Genomic DNA, 26,644 nt, shown 5'->3' with positions numbered 1-26,644 from the left:
CTGATTAATTACGGGGTACAGCCAACTAAATTCGAATTTTGTACGTGTTCGAAGAAAATAGTGTTGTAGACTCGGAAAATAAAGTGCTAGACCTCGAAAATATTGTTTTAGACTGACGAGGCGTCATTACGCTAAACCAGGAGGATAGTTTAAGACCATCTGCGGTGAGCCTTATCATAAGTGATTGAGAAATAACTCTCCGTTTAGAAATGAAAGAAACGCTGATTGAGCATTGAGGGGAAGGTGGCGTAGAGAGGTGCAAATCCTTCTTAAGGAGAGTTCTTGAGATGTTTTTTAATGGGGAAATAATACAACCCTGTCCGTTTTTGTGATGTGATCTGGTACATGGAAAGTCAATTAAAATGAATTCAAATTGTTAGTGATGTTTGCGGATGAGCTGTACGGCGAAAGTACTGAAATAAAAAACAATTATGGAGGGAACAATTAATGAAGCTTGATCTCAAAAATATAAAAGATATTAATAAAGCAAGGAACAAAACATTATTTTCAGGCTGTATTCACAAAGATAAAGATTGTAACAATTCTATTAGCAAAGCACATTCGATACAGAATAATGGGATACTTAATAGATTGGCCAGAAACGGAAATGTTATGGCTTTTGATTTCTCCAAAATTCCATCAAATCATAATATTATATTAAACGAGGTAGGAAGAGGCAAGGCCTCAACCTTTACAGGTTTTTGCAATAACCATGATTCGAAAATATTTAAACCAATTGAACAATTTGATTATTCTCCAAAAAGTGCAGAACAAAACTATCTCTTTGCTTATAGAGCCTTTGCATTAGGCTACTATGAACGACATAGTTCTTATAAATTATTAGAATCAAGAATTAATGAACATCCAACATCAATCAACTCTGAATTAGGTGAAAGGTACTTAATGTACACTGATCATCTGAAATATTTAGAAAAATTAAAAGTTATTATGAACACCAATTTAGATAATTTAAGATATGACAGAATATCAACTGATTTAATTATTTGGCCAAATGAATATGGAATAGCTTCAACGTCGATGTTTTTTATTAGTTATGACAATGAGGGAAGATTAATAAATAATCAGGACTCATATATTTCACCGTTTTTCTTTACAATATTTCCTCAGTCAGGAATGACATATGTTCTTATGAGCTATTTTTCAAAAGATAAATCCATGTATCAATTTATAAAAAAACAAATAATACCTCTTTCAGAGAGTGAACAAAAAGCCACTATCTCAAATTTAATAGCCTTATATATTGAAAATATTTTCTTCTCTCCAGACTACTGGGATACTATTCCAAATGAAACTAAAGATAAGTATTACCGTATTTGTAGAAACACTATGGGAAGAAAAAAACCAAAGAAATTAACTGAATATAGGGATTTTAATTTATTTATTTGATACTGAGAAGTAGTCAGCACTATCAACAATCCATATTCAGGTATTTAGGTATTTGCCCATGAGTTCATTACTAGGTTTCAGCCCAAATATAATTGCACTAGAGCGGGTATTGTTCGAAGGGATCAGAGATAAAAAGAATGTGAAAGTAACTAAGAGGATTAACAAAAGTTCAACTACGATATATATTCGCGGCTTTTTTCCGTTGCTGAAGCCTCAACTGTGGTGAACCGTACCACAAGTGATGGTACACAAGATTAGGCAGGAGATTGTGTTAGATAGAAAGTATATTGATAGGCTTTTGTAAACGAGTAGTAGAAGTCAGTACCTTTAACCCTTCTGATTTATAATCTTCATAGAGAAATTTAATCGGAAAAATAAAATGACATAAGAAAAACGATTGAAGCAGTGCAAAAAGGGTCATATTTGGGAAGCAGCCCCTGCACACATACGAAGTAGTGGTAGCTGGTGTCCTATCTGTGCAATAGATACGCTTGTACAACGTACACACTTAAAAACTTGATTATCTAAACTTGACCACACTAAGAAGGCTTATTCCACTTGTTGCAAATGGAGTGAGCCTTTTTTGCATGCAGGAAAATCTAAGGAGATGAACAGACAATGGCAAAACGTGAACAGGTAGTAACGGAAGTAGTGGAAAAAGAGATAGAGGAAACGGTGCGTTCCATCGCCCGGGCACAAGTAGACTATGGACAGCTTATGGAGAGAGCGGGACTATTGCCAGCGGGCTAAGGACTCGCGGGAGCAGGCGGCAGAGTTAAAACGGTCGGGGAGGACTGATAATACGGCAGCTCATTAGATCAAGCTGAACAGCTTGAAATGCTAGCCGATCAGAAGGACGGACACCCAAGGCTGGAAGCACTCCGTTACATTGAAGATTTACAGCGTCTGCATTGAGGGGAACTATACAACACAACCAAGGCGTACTAGCCCGTCAACGTAAGGAGCTGGAAGATGCAAGGGAAGATGCGGCGGTAATGGTTCAACGGGCAGACGAGTGCAGGAAACGGAGCCGCTTTTAGCTTACGAGATGGCGAAGCTGGCATAACTGGAGGGGAACGGAGGTGAATAAAAAGCTACCTAGAGAACTTGGACCAACGGCAAAACACCTTAGACTAGAAATACGGCACAAAGACGCCCCACCCCATATTGTTTTTCCTGAAAGAAAAAACAAAGAGATCCGCTTTCCCATTTCAGAAAGCGAATCTCCCAGGTACTAGGCGGGAATAAAGATACAGCAGAACTGAGAGAAGAAGCAGTGTTGAAAATCATCAACAGTTACTTTAATAAACTCAATTCTTAACTTCGATGATGGATACGAGTTTAATCTTCGCGCTATTCAGATTGATAAACGTCAATTGAAGAGTTCCATCCAATGTGTGCGCGTTAAGAAAATATGGATTGAAGGGACTTGAATCTTCAACAATATTGGACAAATCCAAAATTCTGGTCAGCGCTTCAAACAATAAAGATAAGTCATTGATACTGCGAAAGGGGTTGTTCCAGAAAGGATTCGTTTCATTTTTTGCAGCAGTAACATATGCATCCCATATCTGTTTTAACAAAGTAATAGCGTTACTCCCAGTGGGATAGAATTTATCGCATTCAATCTCACCACTATCGTCAATAAATAATTGCTTTGCAGCTAGACCATCCATTTGAATAAAGTCCCCGTACCAAAATGAGCCGTTGATTTCTACAACTAATTTCAGATTCTTACGGAAAAAAGGATAGGATTCTTCAAGAGTAATTCTCTTTAAGATATAATCCATGGCTTGTAGTTGTGTGACAGAATACATTGGTTTCACCCCCTTCCTTAGTCATTTCGACAGTAATTTGGAAATTCCTACAAGAAGGGAGAGCGTAAAACGGTGGTTCAAGAGCATTCCCTGTGATAAAAAGAATGACAAAGTGATAGCTGTCCTGTTCTAGGTTCAAAAAAATGGAATAAAGGGGGGGCAATTGAGATGTAAGATTGTAGGAGGACTGACTGGAGTGGTAAATTACTGTGGGATCACTACAGATACCGACACGGAGGAAGCTGTCCTAGGTAGAAAATAGAAATTTAAAAGAACGAAAAAATAAAGAAAAATGTTAAGTATCGTTCCTTTTGGGAAAAATGGATCTAATGATTTTTCGTGGGGGCGATACCATGTACTACACTATTGCGGATGTTTTTCCAGCCATACCTATAGAGAGAATGGGCGACTATTGCATCAAGTATGACGACTACGTATTTTATTCAGTATGGTATGACAAACATTGTCTTATTGAAAATACTACATTAGCATCGGCTAGAGAGTTTTGTAGCGCGAGAATAAATCGACGTTGCGAAATTGTTTTTGTTCTGAATACATATTTTGTTTATATTAGGGGTCAGGTTTTTTCAAAATACTTCGATCAGGATAGGTGGTATCGAAGACCTTATAGGCCATGGGTAGGTTTTTACCCTATACCAGAAAAGGTTAGATTCGGATCATTACTATATATAAGTCTCGCTCAAGACTGTATTGAAGCTGAGAAAGCGGGTAAAATCAGCTTGTTTTATAAATCATTTTACAATGAATATGACAGACATCACTTCAATAAGATTTAAAAAAAGATTTTTGAGACTTTAATAGTACCTCTTAAATTTTCTAAGTAGAAGGAGAGAATGCAATCTAGCGAAACATAAATAAATCGGTTATTCAGCAGAGGCGCTCTTATACCAGGGGAGAGAAGATGATTCCCATGAAAAAATACATCGCACGTTTAGACAAACTTTGAACAGGAAGAATACAAAGACGATGGACCGTATTGAAAAATACTAACTTCAAGTTGCGTATAAAGGAAAGGCGTAAATGGCGGTTATATAAGGATAGTGAAATGGAAAGCATATAAGTAGATCAAAATTTTCAAACTGGAAAAATCTACATATTGTAGTTAGTTTTTTAAATTGATACAATATTCTGTAATAAATTGCGCATCAACAGAGACACATAATGGATTCCGTTATGTGCTTTTTTATTATCAGGAGGATGTTTAAAAATGTCTGAAAATATCTTGTTAAAAAATCACCAAAATCGGCTAAAAGACGGGAGAGGCAAGGGGAGAGGTCAAATTTATGTGCCCTTTATCCAAGCTTCTGATAACAGGGCACCTTCCGAAGGATGGATAACAAGGTCACTTGGGTGGAAGACAAGGAGAATTCATCATACCTTATCGAGGCATGAGTATCACTATCTACTTGTCCAAGAATGGTCGGATCTGGTAGTTGATATTAGAGAACAGTATCCCCTTGACTTCGATTTAACAACAAAAATTGCAAGAAAATTGAATGTTCCCCACCCTCATTTAAATGGTGAAAACGTAATTATGACAACAGACTTTATGCTTACGGTTATTCAGCCAGATGGTAAGGAAATGGATTTTGCTAGAACAATTAAACCCGTTAATAAATTGACGAGGAGGACATTAGAGTTATTTGAATTAGAGAGGAGATATTATCTTGAGTTAGGGCTTTCTTGGGGGATTGTCTTAGAAAAGAATAAACCAATGAATTTAATAAAGAACATTGATTGGCTTTACGATACTAAGGAACTAGGATCCCGAGATGGAGTTGACGCAGAGCTGGTGAGTATGGTGTCCAAACCTTTGTTCTCACTCTTATCAATGAATAGTACAAAGGTATCTATAAGTAAACAATGTCTTACCTGTGATCTAGAATTAGGATTAATGCCAGGGACCTCCTTATACATCGTGAAACATATGATTGCAAATAAACACTGGGTCACAGACATGCATCAATTAATTCGTGAGAATAAGCCGCTTCAGCTCACTCTAGGATCTTCTTATGACTCTATCTCAAAGAACTATGCGTAAGGAGAAGAACAGATGCAAATTGTTGAAAATACAATTGTCGCTTTTAGTGATCAACTCGAAATGAAAGAAATCCTGGAAAGAGTACTGTGGATTTCACCAGATCGGACTGAAGTGGTTCTAATTAACATTGTTAATAAAAACAAAATAGATTTTCCTTATTTTAGGCAATATTCGGAAATTGAGCATCTGATTGAAGATGGCTTTGCAAGAATCATTCATGTGGATCCTGACTTAAAGTTGATTGCGCCTGATGAGGATTATCTGCAAAAGCATAAAAAAAGCCAAGAAGCAAAATGGGAGATTATTAAGGATATTGTCTCAAAAGAACCAGACATTTACCTTAAGGAGCATCGTGGGCAATTGATTCGTGATGCAGGAGAAACATCGGGAAAACCATTGAACATTATTTATGATTGTCTTAAAAAGTACTGGTTTTATGGAAAGTCCCTAAATGGTCTCTTAAATAACTATTTTGACTGCGGGTACCCTCAACATGCTAAGAGGATAAACAATACTGGTAAAAAACCGGAAGATAGAGAAGGGTATCTCTTAACGGAAGTTGATAAGAGGAAGTTTAAGACTGCAATTGAACGCTTTCATAAAAAAGAGGGAAAAAACATAAAAGAAACGTACAAGCACATGTTGCAGACGGAGTATAACGAAGGATATTACAGGGAACATGGTGTCATGGTTCCGATCGTTGTAGTTAATAACTGTCCATCAGAAAGACAGTTTCGTTATTGGTACCAACATGAGTATAGCGAGAAAGAGAAGTACGAAAAAAAATATGGTAGAAGAAAAGCTGAAATGAACGCAAGGGCTCTTACGGGAAATCCTATAGAAGATATACAAGGTCCAGGTGCTCTATTTGAGATTGATTCAACGCCAGCCGATGTCATCTTAATGTCGAATGATAATAAAACAGAAATAGGTCGTGCACATGTATATTTTGTAAAAGATGTTATGAGTAGAATGATTACTGGGATGCATATATGCAGAAATCCTTCGTGGGAAGAAGCGATGGTTGCTTTAGAAAATGTAGCTACAGATAAGGTTGAATTTTGTGCAAGGTATGGTATAGAAATCGACGAAGAAGATTGGCCATCCCGACATTTGCCTAAATTTATCGCTGCTGACCGTGGGGAAATGAAAAGCAGGAACTCCAATAATTTAGTGATGATTAACGTCCAGATTGGAAATGCCCCCTCTGGAAGAGGGGACTTAAAGCCATTTATAGAGCAGCAGTTCCGTCGGTTTAATGCTAGGATTCGTGAACTTATCCCTGGAGCAGTTGTGAAGCAACACAGGGAGAGAGGAGATAAGAATCCCGCGGATTATGCAGTATATACGTTCGAAGCATTTACGAAAATCGTCATCTACTTTGTTCTTGAATTTAACAAAAGCGTGTTGAGCGAAAATTTCTTTTTAACAAGGGAGTTGTTTGAGGACAAGGTCGAGTTGACACCATTAGGCGTTTGGAACTGGGGAGTTCATAAAAATCTGCTGCACGAAAAACCACGCCAACTAATTCGCTATAGTCTACTTCCTAGAGGAGAAGGATCGGTAACAAGAGCAGGAATTATCTTTGAAAAAATGGCGTATACTTGTGATCGCGCAATCGAAGAAGGATGGTTTGAAGCTGAGAGAGTTGATGGCAGCAAGAAGATCGAAGTTTGTTATGACTCAAGAAACTGTAGCAGCATTTTTTTGAAGTTAAAAGATGGATCTTTTGAACAATGCTACTTAACAGCAAAGTATCGGGATTACGAGGGCTTACATCTTGATGATGTAAGAATCATGGTGAGATACAAGAAAAAACAGATGGATCAAAAGAAAAAAGATCAATTTAATGTAGAAGCCGTTTTGGATTCGGTAGCAAGAAGCATGACGAATATTGAAACCCAAAAAACGAAAGAGGCAACATCGGGTAGGCCCAAATCTGCAAAATTTAAAAATAAACGATTTGTACGAACATTGGATAAACGAGTTGACACAAGTAAAGGTGCTTGGACGGCGGTAAATACGAATCTAAATAAAGATGAACTCCTTTCCGGGGAGGTTGTCCCTTTTCAAAAACCACAAGCAACAAAGGAACAGCCTATCAACAATATGCAGTTGTTTTTAATGTCAAAAAACAAGGAGAAAAGAAAAGAACGTGACTAATATCGATATTAGAAATTCTATTTTAAAGGGATACCAAATGAATGCGGAGTATCAGGAGCAGATCGTTCCAGAAAATAAGGGAAATCCATTTATTGAAGCAATCCCTTCTCGGCTAAGTATTGATGATATTTATGACCACTTGTACTCCGTGCCTAAGTATTGCGGGAATCATTCAACACTTACTGTTGAAGAACGTCTAGAATTGGTACAACAAATCAAACCGAGTTTCTGGTTGCCATTAACCCCTCATTTTGAACGTTATCGAAATATTTATACTATGATAAAAATCGGATACCAATCAAGAAATCCTATGACGGCGATGTATCAACGGCATCTGTCTGTCGGGTATGGGAATATCTTAGCTCATGGAACAAACCCTGATGGTACTAATTTACTTGGCCATTTACAAACAGCAAAACAGTGTGCAGAAATTGGCTTAAGTGGAATGGGGAAATCAAAGACGTATGACAAGTTATTGCAATTGTTTTTTCCTCAAGTGATCCACCATACTCGTTATCAGGGGAGTGCTCTCCCCTGCAAACAAGTTGTTTGGCTGAAGATTGAATGTCCAAGTAACCGCTCGATTGGGGCCTTGTGCAGGAACTTTTACTATGCGGTTGATGAGATCCTTGGGACTACCTATTACGAGGATCTAGCAGAAAAAGACGGCAGAGCTGAGGTTTTGGCGAAACGAATGGCAAAAGTCGCAGGTTTAATTAACTTAGGTGTCCTCGTGATAGATGAGATCCAACGCGTAAACCGTGCTCATTCCGGCGGGGATGAAAAAATGATAGATTTTATTACGGAGTTAACCAATTCGATTGGTGTTCCCATTATCATGATTGGTACATTTAAGGCTATGTATCTGTTTAAGACTTGTCTTGCAAACTGCCGGAGAGGCGTGCCAGATGGGTACGCGGAGAATATTACGGACCGTATGAAAGAGAATTGGGAGTGGGAACAGTTCATTGAGAGCCTCTGGGATTTGCAGTATACAAAGAACATCACAGCACTTACCCCTCAGTTAAAAGCGTCCATGTACTACCACACCCTAGGCATACCAGATTTTGCAGTTAAGTTGTTTATGCACGTACAGTCGCATGTGATTTTATATAGTGAGAATGAACATATTACCGTTAGCATGATCGATGAAGTGGCAAATAAAACCCTACGGTTAGTTCAGCCAATTTTTGAACGTATTCGTAAGGGGGAAGACGTTGATCCTGTAGAATTTGAAGATCTTAAACCGGACTGGATTTCTTTTGACAAATATCTTTCTCAGATAAGTCATAAGATACAAATTGATGGTCAAATGTCTGAGGAGCATAAAAGAATTATCATGCAACGAAATAGAAAAACATTAATCGAGCAACTAACAATCTTTGCTACTAAGATGGGATGTCAAACAGAAGAGGCGGAGCATTACGCTTGTGAGATTGAAAAGAAATATAGCGGTTGTGAGGATACAGAACTTTTATACTCTGAAATTGCAAAGTTAGTGCTTACAAAAGGTGGAACCGATATTGCTGTCAAAGGAGCAGAACAGAACCAAGAGAAGGCAACCTCGAGAGGAAGGAAAAACAACACTTTTGAGGCGGATGATATTAGGCAAATTGTCCAGGAAGGATCTCGACGAGGGAGAACGATTGATGAAGCCTTATCGGAATCTGGGGTGATAAATACGTATGATGAATTCGTAGTGAGTTAGGTGTTCATATGAGAAAAATAGTGTCTTTTCCTACACCATACCCCGATGAGGATTTTAAAAGCCTAACGTACAGACATTTTCTCTATTCACCCTATGATTCTTACCTACATAGCAGACAGGAGTTATTCGGTAGGAATCACCAAGGTATGGTTACTTATCCGAAGAGTTTGATGCGCTTATGTGACCATTTAGGAGTCTCGATAGACTTTATTCAAGATATTATCGAATTGCACACGTTCTATCCGCTATATCGGCCATTCTTGAATGAAGAACAAGTGAGTATATGTTTAGAGGCAATGATACATGAGAGCAATAATAACCCTCTAGTTCACAAGAGATTCCAAAAAGTAGTCTCAATAGAAGGTAAGTATTGTCCTACGTGTTTACAGAATGATTTTCAAATGTATGGTGTAAGTTATTTGCATCGAACTCATCAACTAAAGTTTCTAACATTTTGTCATATTCATGGTGATAGTTTAATTACTCAATGCTCAGTTTGTGATATCCCTTTGATGAATAAAACTGGGACTGCCATGCTAATAACCCCCTTCTGTGAAAATGGTCATGAAATAATATCAACAAAAGGGATGGTCGATTCTTTTGTCCGTTCGCTTTTGGAAGACGTTATCGGATTAATGAAGAGAAAAGAAGTGTCCTTAGATTTGATTTATCAGAAACTACTCGTAGAAGCTGGGTATCGTGGGTACATCCACTATAAAGGGGACTTTATCTATAAAAGCAATATACTTCAGGATTTCGTAGAGTTTTATGGCGAGGAGACTTTACGAAATTTAGATTTAGGACAATTCACGAATGGAAAATTTCTCGTGGAAATGTTCCAAAGAGAAAATCTACATAAGCACGTTCTATTCAATATCCTTCTCATGCGTTTTTTTGGCGGTTCGATAGACGGTTTTTTTGCTCAGAACAATTCATATTCTGTCCCGCTTCCATTTGGCGTTGGGCCCTGGCGATGTCTAAACTTCATTTGTCCATATTATTACAAGCCGATAATCAAAAAATGCTTGCGTAAAGCACACGAATGGGTAACGGGAGTATTCACATGCCCACATTGTGAAATGATATATACGAGACGAGGATTGCCAAAAGAAGAGAATGAGAGCCAATATTCTATAGAAACGATGGGGACACTATTTATTAGTACCGCGGTAAAGTACTATCAAGAGGGTTATCGAATTCAAAAAATAGCTGAGCTCATGCATTCAAATAAAACAACAATTGGCAAATACCTACGGCCGTTTCGTAAAGAGATTTCCCGTAGGTCCAAGAAGATCGATATAGAAGCTGCTCTGAAAGTCATAGAATTGGGGTACACACAAGCTGCTGCAACATCATTTCCTAAGAGTGATGTGTATAAACAGACAGTTCTGGAAGCGATTGAAAAACTAGGGAGGGATGTTACAAGACCGGTGATTAGGAAGTATAACAATCATCGCTACGATTGGTTAATGTGCAACGAGAGGGAATGGATGGAAAGTGTTTTACCACCGAGAAAGAGAATGGAGAAGGAATTGAATCTTAAAACATTAGATGATGATTTATCTAAACTGGTCGAAATTGCAGTCTATCAGTGTAGGGAAAATCCACCGGATAGGAGAATTTCCAAGGCGACGATATTACGAGCGTTGCCTAAAACGATAATGGGAAGATACTATACCTTTCGACGCCTATTGCCAAAGACCACCCAACTTCTTCAAGACGGTACTGAGTCGAAAGATCAGTATGCAGTCCGGAATTTTCCTAACGTATTGCAATGGTTTGAGAGTTCTAGGTATAAAACTCTTTCTTTACAATTAATCCAAACTAGATTTCAGATGTATAAAAATCTCGAACAGGAAACCTTTTCACATATCCAAGAAAAGATAGATAATTATAATACAATGAGGAAGGATTAGATAAATGGATGCACTTTTTTCCTCCGACATTGCCGGACGAACTACTCTACAGTGTACTAGCAAGATATCATGCATACTCTGGAAACGAAAGCCACAAAAATAGTGTGCGTGATTTCTTTGGTTCCAAAACCATTTGTGCTGTTACTGATTTACCTTGTCATCTAAACAAGTTAAGTACCAGAATTCCCGGGAAGGTGATATCTGCTTACGAATTATTAAACGATAACACTCTTCTATCCTACTTCAAACCTTTCTTACCTGAAGAGAGGTTCAAACAGGCTGAAGAGGAGATGTTACATGGTGACGGAAGCTCTCTATATATGAAGTTGGGTTTACCTGCAAATGGGGTGAAGAACAATAAGTTTCTTCGATACTGTACCATGTGCGTCGACAGGGATCGTTTGCAATATGGCATTGCATATTGGCACAGAGCTCATCAACTACCAGGAGTTACCGTATGCCACCTTCATTCGAGTTTACTCATTGATTCAAATGTCCCATTCTCATCAAGAAGAAATAAGCATGAATTCGTTTCATTAGAAGAGGTGGCTTTACCTAATGTACCAACAATTAGAACCAGTACAGAAGTTAAAATTGCAAAGTACTCCTATCATATTTTAAATTCTGAATGTGACCCAGGTGGTGGAGGTACCCTTCGGATAATTTACTTAGCAAGATTGCAGGAAATGGGGTTTGTAAGTCCCACTGGGAGACTAAGATTTAAGTTGATAATCCAAGCGTTTATAAATTTATTTGGGGAAAACTTTCTGAATCAGATTGGTTGTAATATTCATCCAACTGAGCAATATTCGTGGCTCCATAAGGTTATGAGAAAAGAACATTTCACTATGCATCCCCTTCGTCATATTCTATTACATATTTTCTTGGGTTTACCCACCCATTTATCGTTCTCGAAGAGAGAAGGAGTTCTACAAATGGATCCCTTTGGGGAGGGACCATGGCCGTGTCTAAACAAAGCAGCGATACATTACAAAGAGTTGATTGTTACCAACTGTAAAGTAACACGATGTTCAAGCACGGGGAAACCTGTAGGGACCTTTAATTGCGTTTGTGGTTTTATTTATAGTCGTCGTGGACCAGATAAAGTAGAGGAAGATACGTATAGAATAGGAAGAATTAAAGGATTTGGATATGTATGGATAAAACGACTAAGCGAACTGGTGGAGGGGGGAAACTATTCACTTAGGGCAAAAGCCCGTATTCTTGGGGTTGATCCAACAACTGTTAAAAACCAAATGAATAAACTCAATGGCTCAAAAATCGGAGTTAATCCTTCAAATTCGACTAAAAAACAAACTAAGACTACGAAAAAGCAGCAGCAGAGACTGTTAGCCGATGAGACGATAAGGAATCTGAGAAGTCAACCAAGGAAGCGGGTAGATTGGGAACAAAGGGATAACATAATTGCTGAAAAGGTACACAGTGTAGCAGAACAATTGTACACGATCAAAAATATGAGGATTTCAAAATCTGAGATCGGGAGAAAAATTGGAGCACTTTCATTGATACATAACAAATTGGGTAAATTACCTAAAACCAGCAAGGAATTATCAAAATATGTTGAAAGTACCGAAGAGTTTCGGAAGCGTAGAATAAGCATGGCCATGAATGAGAGTGAGTTTGCGAGAACAACAAGACCCGCCTGGAAGATTGCAAAGGAAGCAGGTATAAGCTTGAAAGAGTTTCGCCGTCTGATGAATGTCTCAAAAACTTCAGGGAATGGGGCATAATTTTCTAATGACAAACTCGTATTTTCTTTCGTGCTAATAAATAGTTTGGAAAGCACAGCTACAATTTGAACGATAGGTCTTTGACGGAGAAGAGTTCGGAGCAATGTGTTTTCATTTATATGACAGTATTCAATACGACTATGCATTTACCGTGAAGTATTTTATTTCGTAGAAAGGGCATCTGGGAACGTGTGAAAAGAGCTCGTTCGTGAAATCAATCCAGCGAAAATATTAGTTCAAATTTAGGAAGCACTCGGGAGTCATGGTGAATATACGTCGAGACCTCGTGAGCGTGACGATGTGAAGTAACATGAGATATTAGAAAACAAAAAGAAACGTTTCTATCTAACGGATATCGAATCGATTTCGAAATGAAACGGGTGCTGCGGCATCCGTTTTTGTTTGTTGTCTAAGGATAGGTAAATCTCAAAGGAATGTCATGGACTCAAAATCCACCCGAGATGTAATACTGCGGTAAAAAACTATTTCCGAGTTGAGTAAAAACTACTATACTTTGGAAGTATGACCAAACATTTCATTGGGGCAAGGAGAGTACACAATGTCTCAGGAGTTGCTCATTTTCAAAAAAAACACTGATGCCCCAGGCACCAGTCGTGGTTTTGTGTATCAATATATTAAGACCTTGTTTCAATGGTTGGTTAACTATCGAGACCAGTCAGATATTATAGTTTATTGCGAAGTAGAGGACGATATTAAGCAATTTGACTATGTGAACAAAAGTATTACATGGACTCAAGTTAAAAGTTATTCTTCTTCTTTCAACCTAAGTGGCAGTGAACTTACTAAGACACTATATAATTTTTTTGTGCTGTACTTATGTTACGAAGAATATAAAGGGAAATTTATCTTCGAAACCAATTCAAAACCTTCCGGTAGGGACGAGCTGTTAAACGAATGGATAAATTCACAGCCACTAAATGAGGAGAACGTAGAGTTGCTTGCAAAGCTGGTTGTGAAAACCCAACAAATTTTGCGAGATAGTGCAAATGACAATATTCGTTCTACTTTATCTAGCATCTTACCCAAAATTGAGACACTTGAGGCTAAACAACCTAAAAGTACGGCAGCGAAAAGGAGAAACGCAAAGGAATTAGAAACGTTAAAAGCGGAGTATGAATCTGTCAAAAAACTTGGGGAGAGTTTTCTTAAAAAACTCGATGATGTGGAGATCTTACTGGATTTTGTAAAAAGGATAGAGTGGGTTTTTGAAAAGGAAGATCCAGATAAAGCTCTTCAATCGCTTAAAGCAGAAACGATCACTTTGCTTGGGCAAATAATACCCAACAAAGAGCAAGTCGCATTGTACTTTGAGAGATTGTTGACTGAAATATTTTTCAGATCTGCGGAGGATAATGCTGACTCCCGAACCTTGGATCGTGAGCTGCTCGAAGAAATATTTCGAGAAACCGAGGAAGAGCTGAGAGGCTGCATAGATCGTGAATTCATTGGGAAAATTGAAGGCTTAGGAGTAAAAATAGACGAGGGTTTCGATGAGGTGAAAACACAACTTAACACGTTAGAGCATAAAATTGATTTCATTAGCGAGAAAATAACTCCTCAACCAGAGGATTCGATGATTTTCCCACCTACTGCTGATGAGGATGAGGTGAAGAAAATTTTAGACAGCGATCCTGAGAAGCAAAGTAAATTGGAATCTAAGATAAAAAAGATTGAATTTCAAGATATAGAAAACGAAAACAAAATAATAGCAATAGCCACTGAGATGCGATGCAACTATCTATTGTTGTTGCAAAAGTTGAAGCTAGGTAACAAACACCATCAGCATAGTATTGTTAAGAACTTAGAAAAGATCGTACAAATTCGTTGCACAAACGCTGTCATCCATAATGGTGAGGAAGGTGCTACCCAGTTCAATTCTAGATTATTTTGGAAGGAATTTCAGGATGATTTAAGATTACTTGCCAAGGAACAAAGTCGAATGAGCAAAATTGAGATTAACGAAACGGTTGTGTATGGTCAAATGTACCAAATGGCCGCAGAATGCCATTTGAAGTGGAACAATAAAGGGTGAGGGTATGAATAACGATGACATAAAAAAGATCAACCAATTCTTTGATGCGTTAATCAATAATAATGTTCAGATGGAGACCGTACCGCCACATTTGCGCACTGCTTACATAGATCCAGACGATGATTACGATTTCCATGCGTATCGGATATTACTTTTGCTGCGGATATGTGGGACTAAGCGTGATGGTTTTTTTTCGAACCCTACAATATATGGGAGGAGGAAGTTTTCATTCTTTGATTTCTTGATTAGATATCCATTTTACCTCATGAAAGCAATCGATAAAAGCAACAAAAAATATCTTGCATCTTATATAAATCTTAACGATTATGAGAAAAAAATGGCGTTTTCGCCAATGATCAGGTATATAAGAGGACCGTGGGATCACCGGTATGATTCGATTTTCAATTATATGATAAGCAAAAAGTTAATTGACGTAAAATATGATTATTTCTCAAAAAGCCAAAAAGCGTTTTTGATAAGCCTAACACCTCTTGGGGCGGAAAAGGCTGATGAAATTGTGGAAGTCGAGAAAGAATGGAAGATGAGAATGGAAACCATTAACAAAATTTTCCCCTCAAATGCTACTAATGATTATATTGAAAAATATGTGCAAAAGGAATTTCCATCTCTTATTTTGGGTTATTACGGGGTGAGTGATAGTGTTTATTGAATCCGTTCTAATAAGGGTTGAAACAGAAAAGGAACTGTACGTTCGTTTTGTTCCGTTTAGAGATACTGATGGGACCATAAAAGAGTTCAGTATGATTTATGGCGAGAACACATTGGGAAAATCGACGTTTATCCAAAGCGTAATTTTTGCTCTTAAGGGTGAAGATTTATATGGAACGCGTCAAAATGATATTTTGAGTTTCAAGGATTTATTTAGAATACATTACAAGCGGAAAGTTATTCAAGCTCATGTTTTTTTGCAGCTATCCAACAAAGGGACTAGGGTTGTAGTTGCGCGTAACGCGCTAGATTGGAACGATCCTGTATGCGTTTTTTCGGGTGTAGAACTTCAGAAAAGTTCTAACTTGGAGCAGCTGGTACATGAAAGCAAGACACGAGCTTTCTACAAAATGCGTAAAGACAAGAACATAAAAGGAAACGAAACTTATCAAGAGTTTTTATTTTCTTTTATGGACATTACCCCAATAACAGAGAGCGAATCTGAAACAAGTGGCGAAGATTCTGAGTCAACTGGCGATGTTAAGCTGTTGTTCTACATTCAGAATCTGATGCCTTTGTTTGTTATACAGCAAGAGGCTTGGTATGACATTCAAGCGATAAATCCTAGATACGGACTGAAAGATATTAAAAAAACAGCTTTCGAAGTTCTTCTTCAGTTTTCTGGGACTGAAGTAATTACAGCGAGACACGAGTTGGAAAAACTTTTGTCACTGTTGAAACAGAAAACAACTTCGTTAAATGATATCAATGATGTTATCGGAATGATTGCTCTAAAAGACACCAAGCTAATTGAGGATGAGATCGCCCGAACGCAAACTGAAATATTAAATCATGAGCAAAGCATTGAAAGGTTGGAATCGGGCAGTTCAGAAAGGAATAATGTTTTTTCTGAAATTCGGAATAAATTCAGGATTTCCTCAATGAAAGCGAGAAGGCATCGGGAAGAGATGCAATCCCTTGAAACGGAAATCGAAGAGTACAATTTCTTTATTAACAAGATTTTGAATGACATTGAAAAGAACGATAAGCTTAAAACTGCAAAAAAGATTGTGGGTATTTTACCTGTGAGCTCATGTCCGCGTTGTCTTAATGCTCTTTCTATCGATGTTGATGATGAATTGGAGAGTGGTAATTGTGGATTATGTGGTAGTCCCTTCAAATCAATACCTCAAGCACAAAGCGAGCAGTATCTTGGGTATTTAAAAGATGAGTTGAGGGACTTTAACCGACTAAAAGAAATTAAGGAGAAAGATAAGGAGGAACTTTACAATAAAGTTGTTTTGGCGGAATTAGAGCAAGCGGAGCTAAAAAGGATGATGGATGACTTTGAAGATAAGTTAAAGCCACGGAATCTCCAGGAATACAATTTCCACGCTCGGCAAATAGGAAAGCTTCAAAATTCGATTACCCATCTTAACAAAGACAAAGAAATTATCGAGCGATTTGAGAAACTCCTGAAAGAAAAAGAAGATCTAGAAAAAGATATTAAAGACAAAAGGGCTTACATTAAAGGCATTGAAAAGCAAAAAGAGAAGGACGAGGAGAAAATCCAGTTCTTTGAGAGAACGTTTAAAACAAATCTAAAGAACCTAAGCTTTCTAAAACTCGGTCTCGATGAAAAGAAAATTAAAGAAGAGAAAAAGAAAGATGCCGTTTCCCTAGATGATGATCTTGAGAAGATATATGGGCAGATAACAATTGACAGATTTGATTACTTGCCAAAATTGGAGGGGAGGAATCTTTATTATCTTACTTCAAGCAGCGGATTGATTAGGATTATCTTATCATACTATGTTGCTTTGCTTGAGACCGCTTTGAATTATGAGGATTCAGTTCAACACCCTTTACTCCTTCTCATGGACGAACCAAGACAACAAAATCTGGACATCAAAACGTTTAATTGTTTTATTGATCTTTTTAGAGAGTTAGAGAAGAAATATCAAGGGAAGTTTCAAGTGATTATTGCGTCGTCTGAAAAAGGAAGTGTGAGCGATACCGAATTAGCACTTGACCTCGGGGCTGACACGTATTTGTTACAACCCTTGGATGATGATACAGAAAGTGAATTACCGATTACATAATATGATAGTCAGGCCTCCTTTTATCAAAGGCGGCTTTTTCGTGTAAACAGTTAATTATTTTGTATTCCAAATCTCCTGATCCATAAACTAGAAGCTCGATAGTCACTTATGAACGGAGAAGTTTTGAAAATAACGGGATCGATAGTTTATGACATTCCGTTCTGATGAATTTGTTTTTCCTATTCGAAGCAATAACTAAGTATTTTAGATTTGAACATTGATTTTATTGAGTATGGAATTTGGAGGATTAAATATGAATACATCACTAAACCCAATAGGAATTGTTATGCAAGCCTTGCAGAACTTTTTAGGAAACGATCCCGTTATTATTCTTTCCTTTATAGGGGGTATGTTTTTGTTTATATGGTTATACAAAGAGATAAGTAAAAACATCCACCAGAGAGAACAAGCAAGTCTAGACACTCTTGAAAAGCGGATTACTGCATATGGAAAACTTGAAGTAAGTATTGTGAAATATCTACAGGGGAGGGGAGGAGAACGAAATGATCTAGAAAAGGAACTTTTCGATGTTTTTAGTAACTCTTATCTAGAATTATCTAATAACTTACATCGAAAGATATCTAAGTTTATGACAAGTTTAGCAAATGACCAACTGGAAAAATCACTTGATCTCATTAGGAAAGAGTTAGTTCAATTAAAGCTAAAACAATCTATGTTAGCCAAGGACTCAATTAGAGATAGCTTGTTCGATATTATTGAACTACCAAGTAGATTATTTGCAATTGTATTTAAGCCTGTATTAATAATTATTGTGTATGCCACGTTTGGTTTAACAATTTTAATTGTTGGGTGGTTTATACAGGGCCAGGCAGATCTATTGTCATCAGTTTTAATTATCATAAATGCGTTAGCGGTAATCTTTTTGTTTTTTACCTTTATTGGGATTGTGGATATGATCTATGGAGAAAGATTTAGACATTCAATGACAAACTGGGGATTCATAATCATATATTTTTTACTGAATATTGTAAGTATAATATGGTTTTATTGGTTTAGTGGCTTAATCTTTGCTTTCCTTACAGCAATCTTTATCTACAAGGTGATTCCACGACTGCGCTTGGGGACGGAAGAAAGGGATTAGAAGAGTGGTATTTCCAGGAGAGCTTATGTTAAATAAGACCACTCATTAATGATGAATACAATCCTTCTACATACGACAGGAATTACCTGGGACTGTCGATTCCTAAAGGTGATCTTGATTTTTTAAATCGAAGGATGATTCACTCACAAATCTGCTTTAGTGTCCTTCTTATGATTTAGATATTTAACAACTCTAATGTAATCATAAGAAGAGTGGGCATTTGAGTGATATTTATTTAACAACTCTAATGTAAATATTATTAGCGAATTAAATAGGTGAAACCTTGATGTTATAACATTTTTCATTTAACAACTCTAATGTCATTGAACAGTTCATATTCGTTGACATTAGAGTAAGTAAATTTACATTAGACTTGGTAAAGAGTATATAGTTTTTCTTTGCGATTAAAGTCATGTTAATAAGTCGAGTGAAATTCAGATATGCACATCTGTTTTTCCTCGGCTTATTTTTATTTTCTAGCCATCTATTTATTGAAACAAAGTGTTAGGTGAAATATTGTCTGTTACTAAAAAATATGTGCCAAACCCCGCCACAAGCTCTATCAGAGTCGAGGCGGGGTTTAACGGTTTCTACTGCGCTATTTTCACGAGGTCATCGTATATACGAGTCGCAGAAGTTGCTTTATGGTGAATGCCTCGATAGAGTTGGCAGCTTCCCGCCCGGAGGTATATAGATGCGTTTAGCTCGACCTTCTCCTGAGTGGTCCCATAGTATCTCTGCTTTGTCCCAAAAAGAATCACCATTATTAAATCCGGTAATCCTTTGCGTACAAGATACCGGCGTTTTAGTGTTAAAGAGGTGTTTTCAAGTTACTTTGCGGTCTGTGTACCTTGGGACTGGGGCATTTTGCTTTGGGACTCCGCTCTTTGTAAAAAATCAACGGCACGGTCAGGGAAGTCCGTAAACACCCCGTCAACTCCTGCTGTGAAGTAGAACTGATCGAGCAGTTCCTCAAAGTTTGCTGCATAGGCAGGGATTTCTCCTTTATCCGCTCGGAAGGTGTATGGATGCACTTCCAGGTCAGCTTCATGAGCCTCTTTGACAAGATTGGTAATGATCAGGTGGTCTCTCGTCGACTCTTCTTTGATGATCATCGGCTTCCATGGCCCTACGCCGTCTGCGTATTTCGCAATTTCTTTCATCGCCCCTTTTTCAAACATCCAATCGTAGTTGTAGGGAACGGCCTTACCGTTTTCATAGATCATGGTTTCGTTCCAGTCGGTTTCTGCCATGAGCTGTACTAGCTTCACGTTCATATTCAAATGTGGATAGAGTTCCGTGCGAATCCGTTTTGCTTCATTGGGGTCGAAAGTCTGTATGTATGCTTTGTCATTCTTGGACACGTAGCCGTACTTTTTCAACACCTGGAGCACTGCGAGGCTGATGTCCTTTCCTTCGTGTCTGTGGAACCAGGGAGCCTTGATCTCCGCATAGATCCCTACGTTACGACCCGTGCTTTTGTTCATACCCTGGATCAGTTCAATCTCTTCTTCCAGGGTGTGAGCACTGAAGCTGGATTTCCAGATAGGGAAGCGATCCGGATAGTCTTGTACCTGCTTGCCGTTTTCTACTGTGAAGACCTCTGTCCTTTTCAGTTTCTTGATCTCGTCAAGAGTGAAATCAATAACGTAGTACCTGCCGTCTTTTCGTTTTCGATCAGGGTAGACCTCGGCTACATTGGTTACGCTGTCCAGATAATGGTCGTGCATGATGACCAGTTTGTTGTCCTTTGTCATGACCACGTCTTGTTCGATGTAGTCGACTCCCATCGCGTAAGCCATCGCTTTTGCGGGCAGCGTATGTTCCGGCAAGTATCCGCTCGCTCCGCGGTGGGCGATGACAATCTTATCCGCTTCGGCAAAGGATACGCTTCCAAAACTTGTTGTAATAGCGAGAGCGGCTGCCAAGGATGTAACTAGTTTTTTCATGTTCTTCCTCCTCCATTTGGATGAAAAAAAGATCCACAAATTCCATTGGTAGGTTATACCGTACCAAATGAAATATTGTGAATCTCCTGATCTCCATCACAAAAATATTATATTGGTTACTAATGTAAGGGAAAAAGAAAGCGCTGTCAACAAATAGTTGGCGAGTGCCTATTACCCATTTTATGTATGGCTGGACAAAAAAACAGCAAGGCTGATCGGAGGACCAACCTTGCTGTTTTTCCGTACATCACGAATTACAACTTCACAGGCTCTCCTGCGAATACTTCCAATTCCATAGCTGCTGCAAAAAAGGAGGGAGCTTGCTTCACAAAAGCCTGAAAATGATCGCTTGCATTGTGGGCCGCTACTGCGGCAGCGTCCTTCCACTTTTCTACCATGGTGTAGTGATATTCTTGCTCTGTGCTTTTCAGAAGGGTGTATCCGACATTCCCTTCTTCAGCTTGGCTTGCAGCAACCAGGGCTTTGGCCGCTTGAAGGAACGCTTCTTCCTGGGCGGGTATCACTTGCAGATGGGCATGTATAATAAGCATGGTTTTCTCCCTTTCTTCCAACGAATTTGAATTATTTCCAGGTTGTCACTGTCTCAACGGGGAGACGGTAAGAGGGGTATCCTTCCTTGGCTGCTTTCCCGATACTGATCAGCATGATCGGTTGGTAGCGATCCTTGTCCAAATCCAGCGCTTCAGCTATTTGATCCTTTTCATAGCCGCCGATCGGGTTCGTGTCATAGCCGAATGAACGGGCAACCAGCATCAATTGCATGGATACGAGACCAGCATCGATAAAATTGACATCGCGCAGGTCAGAAGCGGGTAGATTGGCGTAGTAAGGCTTTACGGCTTTCAGCTGCATGTCCTTCACTTCCTGCGGCATGTATCCGAGCTCGACAGCTTTTCCAAATATCTCATCCATATATTCCGCATTATTCATGTCGACGAAGACGGCAATGACGGCGGAAGAGGTGAGTACCTGCGTTTTGTTGAAGCGTGCCAGCTCTGCAAGCTTTTCTTTCCCTTCTTGACTTTCGATCACCACAAAGCGCCAAGGCTGCATGTTGACCGAAGATGGAGCGCGTGTGGCCCCCGCTAGAATTTCAATCATTTCCTCGCGGCTGATTTTTATTTCAGGATCATAAAGTTTGACAGAACGACGACCAAACGTAATTTCACGAAAATCATTTGTTCTTTGTACGGTGCTCATGTAAAAACAGACTCCCTTCTTGAACAATCAAATGTTGTTTTGCATCCGTTTGAGAAAATCAGTTAAGACCTGCGTCTCATCCTCGCTGAAGCCTTCCAGAATCTGCTGGATAAAATTTCGTTTCTCGCTTTTGTACCCTTCAATCCGATGATGTCCTTCTTCGGAGAGACGAACGAAGGTTTCGCGGTTATCATTTGGATTTTTGTGTCGGGTCACCATACCATCCGCTTCCAGTTGCTTCAGGTGGCGTGTAATGGCAGCACTGTCGATATTAATGTGCTTTTGTAGCTGGGACTGATTGATTTCGTTGCATTCGCAAAGGATTTGCAAGATCGCGAGACGAGTAGAGCTGATTCCGGTACAGCGTTCGAACTTGGGACTTATTTTATTGGTTAATCCGATGAGCAGATTCAGTATTTGCTCTTCTTCAAATTCCTTGCGTGTCATGAAAAATGCCTCCCGGGGGCAATATGAATAGGAACTCAGTCATATATCCACAAGCATGACAACATACAGTCAGTGGAGCATGATAGCTTGATGATATTTGACGCATCAATAATTGATACGTCAAATAATATAACACCTTATTTCAGCGTTTGCAACATATGGTCTGCAAAAGTCGCTGGACGGTATGGTCATAGCAGAAGTTAAGTGATTCATACGAAGAGGGAATGGAGTAAGGGGAGAGGGGACATCTTACTCCAATCGCAATTAATAGATAACAGAACGAAAGGAAGCTTCACTTGCTAGGCCCTGATGCGCCGAAATCAGTAGTGGTAAGCTTTACGAAGTAAGTGATGGGTACAGTACTGAATGTTTGGTCCCAATCTTTTTTTACTTTCTCCCATGTTTTTGGATACTCGATTCGCAAACGTTCTCCGAATCCGGCAACATCCGCATGGAAATGGTTTTGCATTTTTGCTGTGACACTCTTGACCAGTTTCCGTACTTCCAATTCAGCCGCTTTTTCCACCCTTTTCAGGAATTCATTTTCAAAAGGATTTGCGTTCAACACCCAATTTTCAGACAAGCGTCCCTTCGAATTGATATGCACATCAAAGGAAATCTTGTTTCCGTCAACATGGGGAGTGATTTTGCTCTCCATGGTTTCGATCTCATAGATGATCAGTTGACCTGTCTCCTTGTCAAGGCTTCTCACTAGCCCTCCTTTACCTTTTCCGGTTATCCACGTTATGCCCTCCAAATCCATTTCGTTTAAAAATCCCGCCCATTTTTTTGTCTTTCCATTGATCACGGCTGCCCCCTCAAACTTCACTTCCTTGTTAGAAGCGGCAACATTTTGCAAGAGAAAGCTTGATTCGGAATTCAACTTGGCCGTTAATTTGGCGAGTGACACAGGAGGTAAAATTTTGGCTGTTCGGTTTCGGTTATCTACGATTCCAAGCAAATTCAGTGCTGGCAATTCTCCCGGTTTTTTGGTTTCCAAGACATCGCGGGCATTCCCGTTACTAACCAATACCAAGCAGCTTGGACGTATTTCATTATCTCGCAGAAATAGATCCAGCAAAGATTCCAAACGATGTGTGTGTAACAGAGCCTCGCTAATCACAATGACTTTTAAGTGCGGGCTGAACAAGGGGGTATCATGACTCAATGAAAATTCACGGATGATTGGAAGGATAGATTCACCAGTTTGGGACGCATTCAAATATGCTTTTTGTTGTGGTCCTGCCGAACTGCTTTCTTTGCTTGTTGCTTTTGGGTTAATAAATTGATAGGTCATGGTGATTGTGTCAACGTGAGGAGGGCTCTTTCCCTGCTTTTCCAGCTTTTTTTCAACATTTGATTTGTTGCTGGCATCCAATGCCAAACCGATGCCCATACCCATCTTGTCGATATCGTTGCTGCTCCAGCATCCAGTCAGTAAGAAGAGCAGGAAAACAGATAACGACGTCAAGAGGAGGAGCCACTCACGATGATGACTTTGCTTCATGCTTACCCACCTTCCAGCCAGAAATAATAAGAAGCAGAAGGGGCATTACACCAAATAATAAAAAGGCTGCATCGCCCACAAAATCGCCAAGTGCAAATACACTATTGATTTCTTTTGGAGTCATCGTAATGATGTAGATAACAGGCAGCAATCCGAATAGAAACGGCTCCATATTTTTCTTGAAGAGCTGGGCGAGGCCTAGAGCGGCTGAGTAGTAAGCCAACGTGAAAGTAGAAAAGATTTGCATAATCCATAATACGAGCAGCAACGATTCAAACCGTTCAAAGAGTAAACCGGTAATTTCAAAGCTTCGTATGAGATCAATGGTCGGCCATGTCCTTGTGACGACTCCATCGATTGAAAACGCCCCAATGACCATCACGACTGTCATCAGGTAAAAGATCAACGAGGCGCTAATTCCCACCACAACGGCTTTCACGCCTTTATTTGGCTGTCTCATGTATACCACCAGAATCATCATTATTTCAAAACCGGTATAGGCGAGCGCAGTTGGTTTAATCCCATCGAACACCGGTTTCCACCCCAGCCCCAATACGGGACGAAGATGATCGATTTCAAAAATTTTTATGCTCATCAAGGAAACCACCAAAAAAAAGAGGACAGTAATTGGCAAGATAATCTCAAGCATACGGGCGAGACAATTGATGCCACCTATGACAAGATAAAGAGCAACCCACAAAAATACCATAACAATGGCCCACATTGGGGTTTTCTCCAGCAAGTAAAAGGTTGTTACTTCAGCCATAGATCGGACTTGAAGAGATGAGGTCAAACAAAAATAACAGATGATCAGAAGGCTGAGCATCCTTCCAACCCATTCCCCTGCAATTTCCTCGCTGTATTCAAAAAACGTTTTCTCAGGGAACCGCTGGCTTAATTTTACAATGATTATCCCAGCGAGCATCGCAAGTAAACCGCCAATGAGGACACTTATCCAAACATCCGGTGTCTTTGCTTTTTCCACTGAGATTCTAGGCAGGGTAAGGATTCCCGCTCCCAGTATAAAGTTGATGATGATCACTGCTGTTTGGGAGGTGGTGATCCGATCATTTCGGGTGGGTAACATTTTGGGCTTCACCTACTATACTGAGTGGCTATCCTTTGCGAGTCGGCTCTTTCGTATGCAGCATTTTTGGACGGCGTTTCATCATCATGAGTGGCATGCGCACCATGAAATCTTTCCAATCCCTTAATCGATAGGGGACAGCAGGAGTAACATAAGGTACACCAAAACTTTTTAGTTTTACCAAATGGCTCGTAAGCAAGAGAAAAAACAAAATCACCCCGTACAATCCAAACATGGCTGCGGAGAACATGACCAAAAACCGAATGAGACGTAAGGAAATACCCAGGTTGTATGACGGAATGGCAAAGGAGGAAATAGCAGTGACAGCTACGACGATTACCATAATTGGGCTGACAATACCTGCTTGTACTGCAGCTTGACCAATAATCAGCCCACCGACAATCCCGATGGCAGGGCCGATTGGTTTCGGCAATCGAAGACCGGCTTCTCTCATAATCTCGATAGAAACTTCCATGATCAGTGCCTCCAACAAAGCGGGAAATGGAACTCCTTGTCGAGTGCTGATGATGGAAATAGCTAATTCGGTAGGAATCAGCCCTTGGTGAAAAGAGATAAAGGAAATATAGAGGGCCGGTATAAGCAAGGAAGAAAAGGCAGTGAAAAAGCGCAATAAGCGAATGAATGTGCTTGGAATCCATCGCTCATAATAGTCTTCAGGCGATTGCAGGAGCATGCTGAACGTCACCGGAACGATTAAGGCAAAAGGAGTACCATCCAGCAAGATGGCCACTCGTCCTTCCAGTAATGCACTGATGACGCGGTCAGGCCGTTCTGTGCTCTGCGCCTGCGGGAATGGGCTGAGATAATTATCTTCAATAAGTTGCTCCACATAGCCGGATTCCGGCACATGGTCAATTTTAATTTTCGTAATTCGATTTTTTACTTCTTCAACCAACGCGGGATTCGCAATCTCTTTCATATAGGCGATGATCAGCTCTTTTTTTGCGCGCTCTCCCACCTGAAATTTTAGGAAGAGAAGATCTCCATTTTCACCGTGTCTGCGCAAGAGGGCGGTATTTTCGCTTAACGTTTCCGTGAAGCCTACTCTAGGGCCTCTAACCAAAGATTCTGAGACAGGTTCATCTATATTTCTTGTTTTTACTTTTACGGTATTAAGAAGGAGAGCATTTGCGGACCCTTCTATCAATAATGCCGTGTAGCCAGTCAATACTTTTGCCCTCAGATCGTATACATCACGGCATTCCAGTATTTCATGGATGGAAAGCACATGATTGATGAAAAACTCTTTGGATACAGAAACGTCCCCGGAAGAATTCTCCTGTACCATCACTGCCACAGAATCATTCATGAGCGTTTTCAGAATAGTATTATCGATGAGATCGTGATCGGATAACCCATCTACAAAAATAATGGAAGCACGAATGGCAGTCTGTCCGAAAGAAAATTCGCGGATATGCACATCTGCGTTTTGGTCGATTTCCTGGCGGATAAGATTCAAATTCGATAGGTAATCGTCTGTAAATGGAGTGATACTTTCCATCTATATCACTCTTCCTCCGTTGTACGAATCCAATGAAATAATCTTGAAATCGCATAAGGAACAAGAAAAACGACTGCGGCTTGAATAAAAACTGGCCAGGCAGGAAGGTTTGAAACAATTGTTTTCCACATGGTTTTCCTCCTTTGCAGCTTCATTACAGT

20 protein-coding genes are annotated in these 26,644 nt (G+C 39.4%); 11 read left to right on the top strand and 9 right to left on the bottom strand.

What is annotated here, in order from left to right:
* Positions 1 to 447 precede the first annotated feature (447 nt).
* Positions 448 to 1,407 carry a hypothetical protein gene (locus KB186_RS24345; RefSeq protein WP_232774547.1) on the top strand — a complete coding sequence of 320 codons (960 nt, stop codon included), beginning with the start codon at positions 448 to 450 and terminating at the stop codon, positions 1,405 to 1,407.
* 618 nt (positions 1,408 to 2,025) lie between these two features.
* The gene (locus KB186_RS28340; RefSeq protein WP_255688947.1) at positions 2,026 to 2,157 is read left to right on the top strand and encodes a hypothetical protein; all 132 of its coding nucleotides are present in this window, start codon (positions 2,026 to 2,028) and stop codon (positions 2,155 to 2,157) included.
* Positions 2,158 to 2,717: 560 nt separating this feature from the next.
* Here the strand turns inward: KB186_RS28340 and KB186_RS24340 are convergent.
* Positions 2,718 to 3,224, bottom strand: a complete 507-nt coding sequence (locus KB186_RS24340; RefSeq protein WP_232774546.1) for a hypothetical protein — start codon at positions 3,222 to 3,224, stop codon at positions 2,718 to 2,720.
* Positions 3,225 to 4,452: 1,228 nt separating this feature from the next.
* On the opposite strand from KB186_RS24340, the gene KB186_RS24335 reads away from it, so the two are divergent.
* The 9 genes from KB186_RS24335 to KB186_RS24295 all read left to right on the top strand — a co-directional run bounded on the left by KB186_RS24335 (position 4,453) and on the right by KB186_RS24295 (position 18,750).
* The gene (locus KB186_RS24335; RefSeq protein ID WP_232774545.1) at positions 4,453 to 5,286 is read left to right on the top strand and encodes a TnsA endonuclease N-terminal domain-containing protein; all 834 of its coding nucleotides are present in this window, start codon (positions 4,453 to 4,455) and stop codon (positions 5,284 to 5,286) included.
* 12 nt (positions 5,287 to 5,298) lie between these two features.
* Complete coding sequence (locus KB186_RS24330; RefSeq protein ID WP_232774543.1) at positions 5,299 to 7,449, top strand: Mu transposase C-terminal domain-containing protein; 2,151 nt, start codon at positions 5,299 to 5,301, stop codon at positions 7,447 to 7,449.
* On the top strand, positions 7,442 to 9,157 hold the full coding sequence (locus KB186_RS24325; protein WP_232774541.1) for an ATP-binding protein: 1,716 nt from the start codon (positions 7,442 to 7,444) through the stop codon (positions 9,155 to 9,157). The genes KB186_RS24330 and KB186_RS24325 overlap by 8 nt, the downstream gene beginning before the upstream one ends.
* A gap of 8 nt (positions 9,158 to 9,165) precedes the next feature.
* The gene (locus tag KB186_RS24320; RefSeq protein ID WP_232774539.1) at positions 9,166 to 11,073 is read left to right on the top strand and encodes a TnsD family Tn7-like transposition protein; all 1,908 of its coding nucleotides are present in this window, start codon (positions 9,166 to 9,168) and stop codon (positions 11,071 to 11,073) included.
* 8 nt (positions 11,074 to 11,081) lie between these two features.
* Positions 11,082 to 12,824: a TnsD family Tn7-like transposition protein gene (locus tag KB186_RS24315; protein ID WP_232774538.1), complete on the top strand. Its 1,743-nt coding sequence runs from the start codon at positions 11,082 to 11,084 to the stop codon at positions 12,822 to 12,824.
* A gap of 559 nt (positions 12,825 to 13,383) precedes the next feature.
* Positions 13,384 to 14,877: a dsDNA nuclease domain-containing protein gene (locus tag KB186_RS24310; RefSeq protein WP_106783269.1), complete on the top strand. Its 1,494-nt coding sequence runs from the start codon at positions 13,384 to 13,386 to the stop codon at positions 14,875 to 14,877.
* Positions 14,878 to 14,881: 4 nt separating this feature from the next.
* Positions 14,882 to 15,547, top strand: coding sequence for a hypothetical protein (locus KB186_RS24305; protein WP_232774537.1), 666 nt, complete (start codon positions 14,882 to 14,884; stop codon positions 15,545 to 15,547).
* On the top strand, positions 15,537 to 17,648 hold the full coding sequence (locus KB186_RS24300) for a hypothetical protein (RefSeq protein WP_232774536.1): 2,112 nt from the start codon (positions 15,537 to 15,539) through the stop codon (positions 17,646 to 17,648). Before KB186_RS24305 ends, KB186_RS24300 begins: the two co-directional genes overlap by 11 nt.
* Positions 17,649 to 17,901: 253 nt before the next feature.
* Positions 17,902 to 18,750, top strand: coding sequence for a hypothetical protein (locus KB186_RS24295; protein ID WP_232774534.1), 849 nt, complete (start codon positions 17,902 to 17,904; stop codon positions 18,748 to 18,750).
* A gap of 830 nt (positions 18,751 to 19,580) precedes the next feature.
* On the opposite strand, the gene glpQ is transcribed toward KB186_RS24295, so the two are convergent.
* The 8 genes from glpQ to KB186_RS28335 all read right to left on the bottom strand — a co-directional run bounded on the left by glpQ (position 19,581) and on the right by KB186_RS28335 (position 26,614).
* Positions 19,581 to 20,699, bottom strand: coding sequence for a glycerophosphodiester phosphodiesterase (glpQ, locus tag KB186_RS24290; protein ID WP_173612543.1), 1,119 nt, complete (start codon positions 20,697 to 20,699; stop codon positions 19,581 to 19,583).
* 254 nt (positions 20,700 to 20,953) lie between these two features.
* Positions 20,954 to 21,250, bottom strand: coding sequence for a putative quinol monooxygenase (locus KB186_RS24285; protein ID WP_173612542.1), 297 nt, complete (start codon positions 21,248 to 21,250; stop codon positions 20,954 to 20,956).
* 31 nt (positions 21,251 to 21,281) lie between these two features.
* Positions 21,282 to 21,920 (bottom strand): nitroreductase family protein, encoded by a 639-nt coding sequence (locus KB186_RS24280; RefSeq protein ID WP_173612541.1) that lies wholly within the window; start codon positions 21,918 to 21,920, stop codon positions 21,282 to 21,284.
* A 27-nt stretch (positions 21,921 to 21,947) separates the two neighbouring features.
* Positions 21,948 to 22,367: a MarR family winged helix-turn-helix transcriptional regulator gene (locus KB186_RS24275; protein WP_007723602.1), complete on the bottom strand. Its 420-nt coding sequence runs from the start codon at positions 22,365 to 22,367 to the stop codon at positions 21,948 to 21,950.
* A 292-nt stretch (positions 22,368 to 22,659) separates the two neighbouring features.
* On the bottom strand, positions 22,660 to 23,874 hold the full coding sequence (locus KB186_RS24270; RefSeq protein ID WP_173612540.1) for a Ger(x)C family spore germination protein: 1,215 nt from the start codon (positions 23,872 to 23,874) through the stop codon (positions 22,660 to 22,662).
* On the bottom strand, positions 23,852 to 24,961 hold the full coding sequence (locus tag KB186_RS24265) for a spore germination protein (protein WP_232774533.1): 1,110 nt from the start codon (positions 24,959 to 24,961) through the stop codon (positions 23,852 to 23,854). Before KB186_RS24265 ends, KB186_RS24270 begins: the two co-directional genes overlap by 23 nt.
* Before the next feature lie 28 nt (positions 24,962 to 24,989).
* Positions 24,990 to 26,483, bottom strand: a complete 1,494-nt coding sequence (locus KB186_RS24260) for a spore germination protein (RefSeq protein ID WP_173612538.1) — start codon at positions 26,481 to 26,483, stop codon at positions 24,990 to 24,992.
* A gap of 5 nt (positions 26,484 to 26,488) precedes the next feature.
* A complete protein-coding gene (locus KB186_RS28335) occupies positions 26,489 to 26,614 on the bottom strand; it encodes a hypothetical protein (protein ID WP_012684041.1) in 126 nt (41 codons plus the stop codon).
* Between the last annotated feature and the right edge of the window lie 30 nt (positions 26,615 to 26,644).

Origin of the sequence: Brevibacillus sp. AF8 (assembly GCF_021270385.1) — a bacterium.
Classification (GTDB): Bacteria; Bacillota; Bacilli; order Brevibacillales; family Brevibacillaceae; genus Brevibacillus.
The sequence above is the reverse complement of the archived record's forward strand: the minus strand, read 5'-3'. Positions and strand labels throughout refer to the sequence as shown.

Coding starts and splice junctions, on each gene's coding strand:
- KB186_RS24285 (WP_173612542.1), bottom strand. CDS start 21,250: ATGCTTATTATACATGCCCATCTGCAAGTGATACCCGCCCAGGAAGAA.
- KB186_RS24305 (WP_232774537.1), top strand. CDS start 14,882: ATGAATAACGATGACATAAAAAAGATCAACCAATTCTTTGATGCGTTA.
- KB186_RS24320 (WP_232774539.1), top strand. CDS start 9,166: ATGAGAAAAATAGTGTCTTTTCCTACACCATACCCCGATGAGGATTTT.
- KB186_RS24260 (WP_173612538.1), bottom strand. CDS start 26,483: ATGGAAAGTATCACTCCATTTACAGACGATTACCTATCGAATTTGAAT.
- KB186_RS24275 (WP_007723602.1), bottom strand. CDS start 22,367: ATGACACGCAAGGAATTTGAAGAAGAGCAAATACTGAATCTGCTCATC.
- KB186_RS24280 (WP_173612541.1), bottom strand. CDS start 21,920: ATGAGCACCGTACAAAGAACAAATGATTTTCGTGAAATTACGTTTGGT.
- KB186_RS24345 (WP_232774547.1), top strand. CDS start 448: ATGAAGCTTGATCTCAAAAATATAAAAGATATTAATAAAGCAAGGAAC.
- KB186_RS24270 (WP_173612540.1), bottom strand. CDS start 23,874: ATGAAGCAAAGTCATCATCGTGAGTGGCTCCTCCTCTTGACGTCGTTA.
- glpQ (WP_173612543.1), bottom strand. CDS start 20,699: ATGAAAAAACTAGTTACATCCTTGGCAGCCGCTCTCGCTATTACAACA.
- KB186_RS24335 (WP_232774545.1), top strand. CDS start 4,453: ATGTCTGAAAATATCTTGTTAAAAAATCACCAAAATCGGCTAAAAGAC.
- KB186_RS24310 (WP_106783269.1), top strand. CDS start 13,384: ATGTCTCAGGAGTTGCTCATTTTCAAAAAAAACACTGATGCCCCAGGC.
- KB186_RS24265 (WP_232774533.1), bottom strand. CDS start 24,961: ATGTTACCCACCCGAAATGATCGGATCACCACCTCCCAAACAGCAGTG.
- KB186_RS24330 (WP_232774543.1), top strand. CDS start 5,299: ATGCAAATTGTTGAAAATACAATTGTCGCTTTTAGTGATCAACTCGAA.
- KB186_RS24295 (WP_232774534.1), top strand. CDS start 17,902: ATGAATACATCACTAAACCCAATAGGAATTGTTATGCAAGCCTTGCAG.
- KB186_RS28335 (WP_012684041.1), bottom strand. CDS start 26,614: ATGTGGAAAACAATTGTTTCAAACCTTCCTGCCTGGCCAGTTTTTATT.
- KB186_RS24340 (WP_232774546.1), bottom strand. CDS start 3,224: ATGTATTCTGTCACACAACTACAAGCCATGGATTATATCTTAAAGAGA.
- KB186_RS28340 (WP_255688947.1), top strand. CDS start 2,026: ATGGCAAAACGTGAACAGGTAGTAACGGAAGTAGTGGAAAAAGAGATA.
- KB186_RS24315 (WP_232774538.1), top strand. CDS start 11,082: ATGCACTTTTTTCCTCCGACATTGCCGGACGAACTACTCTACAGTGTA.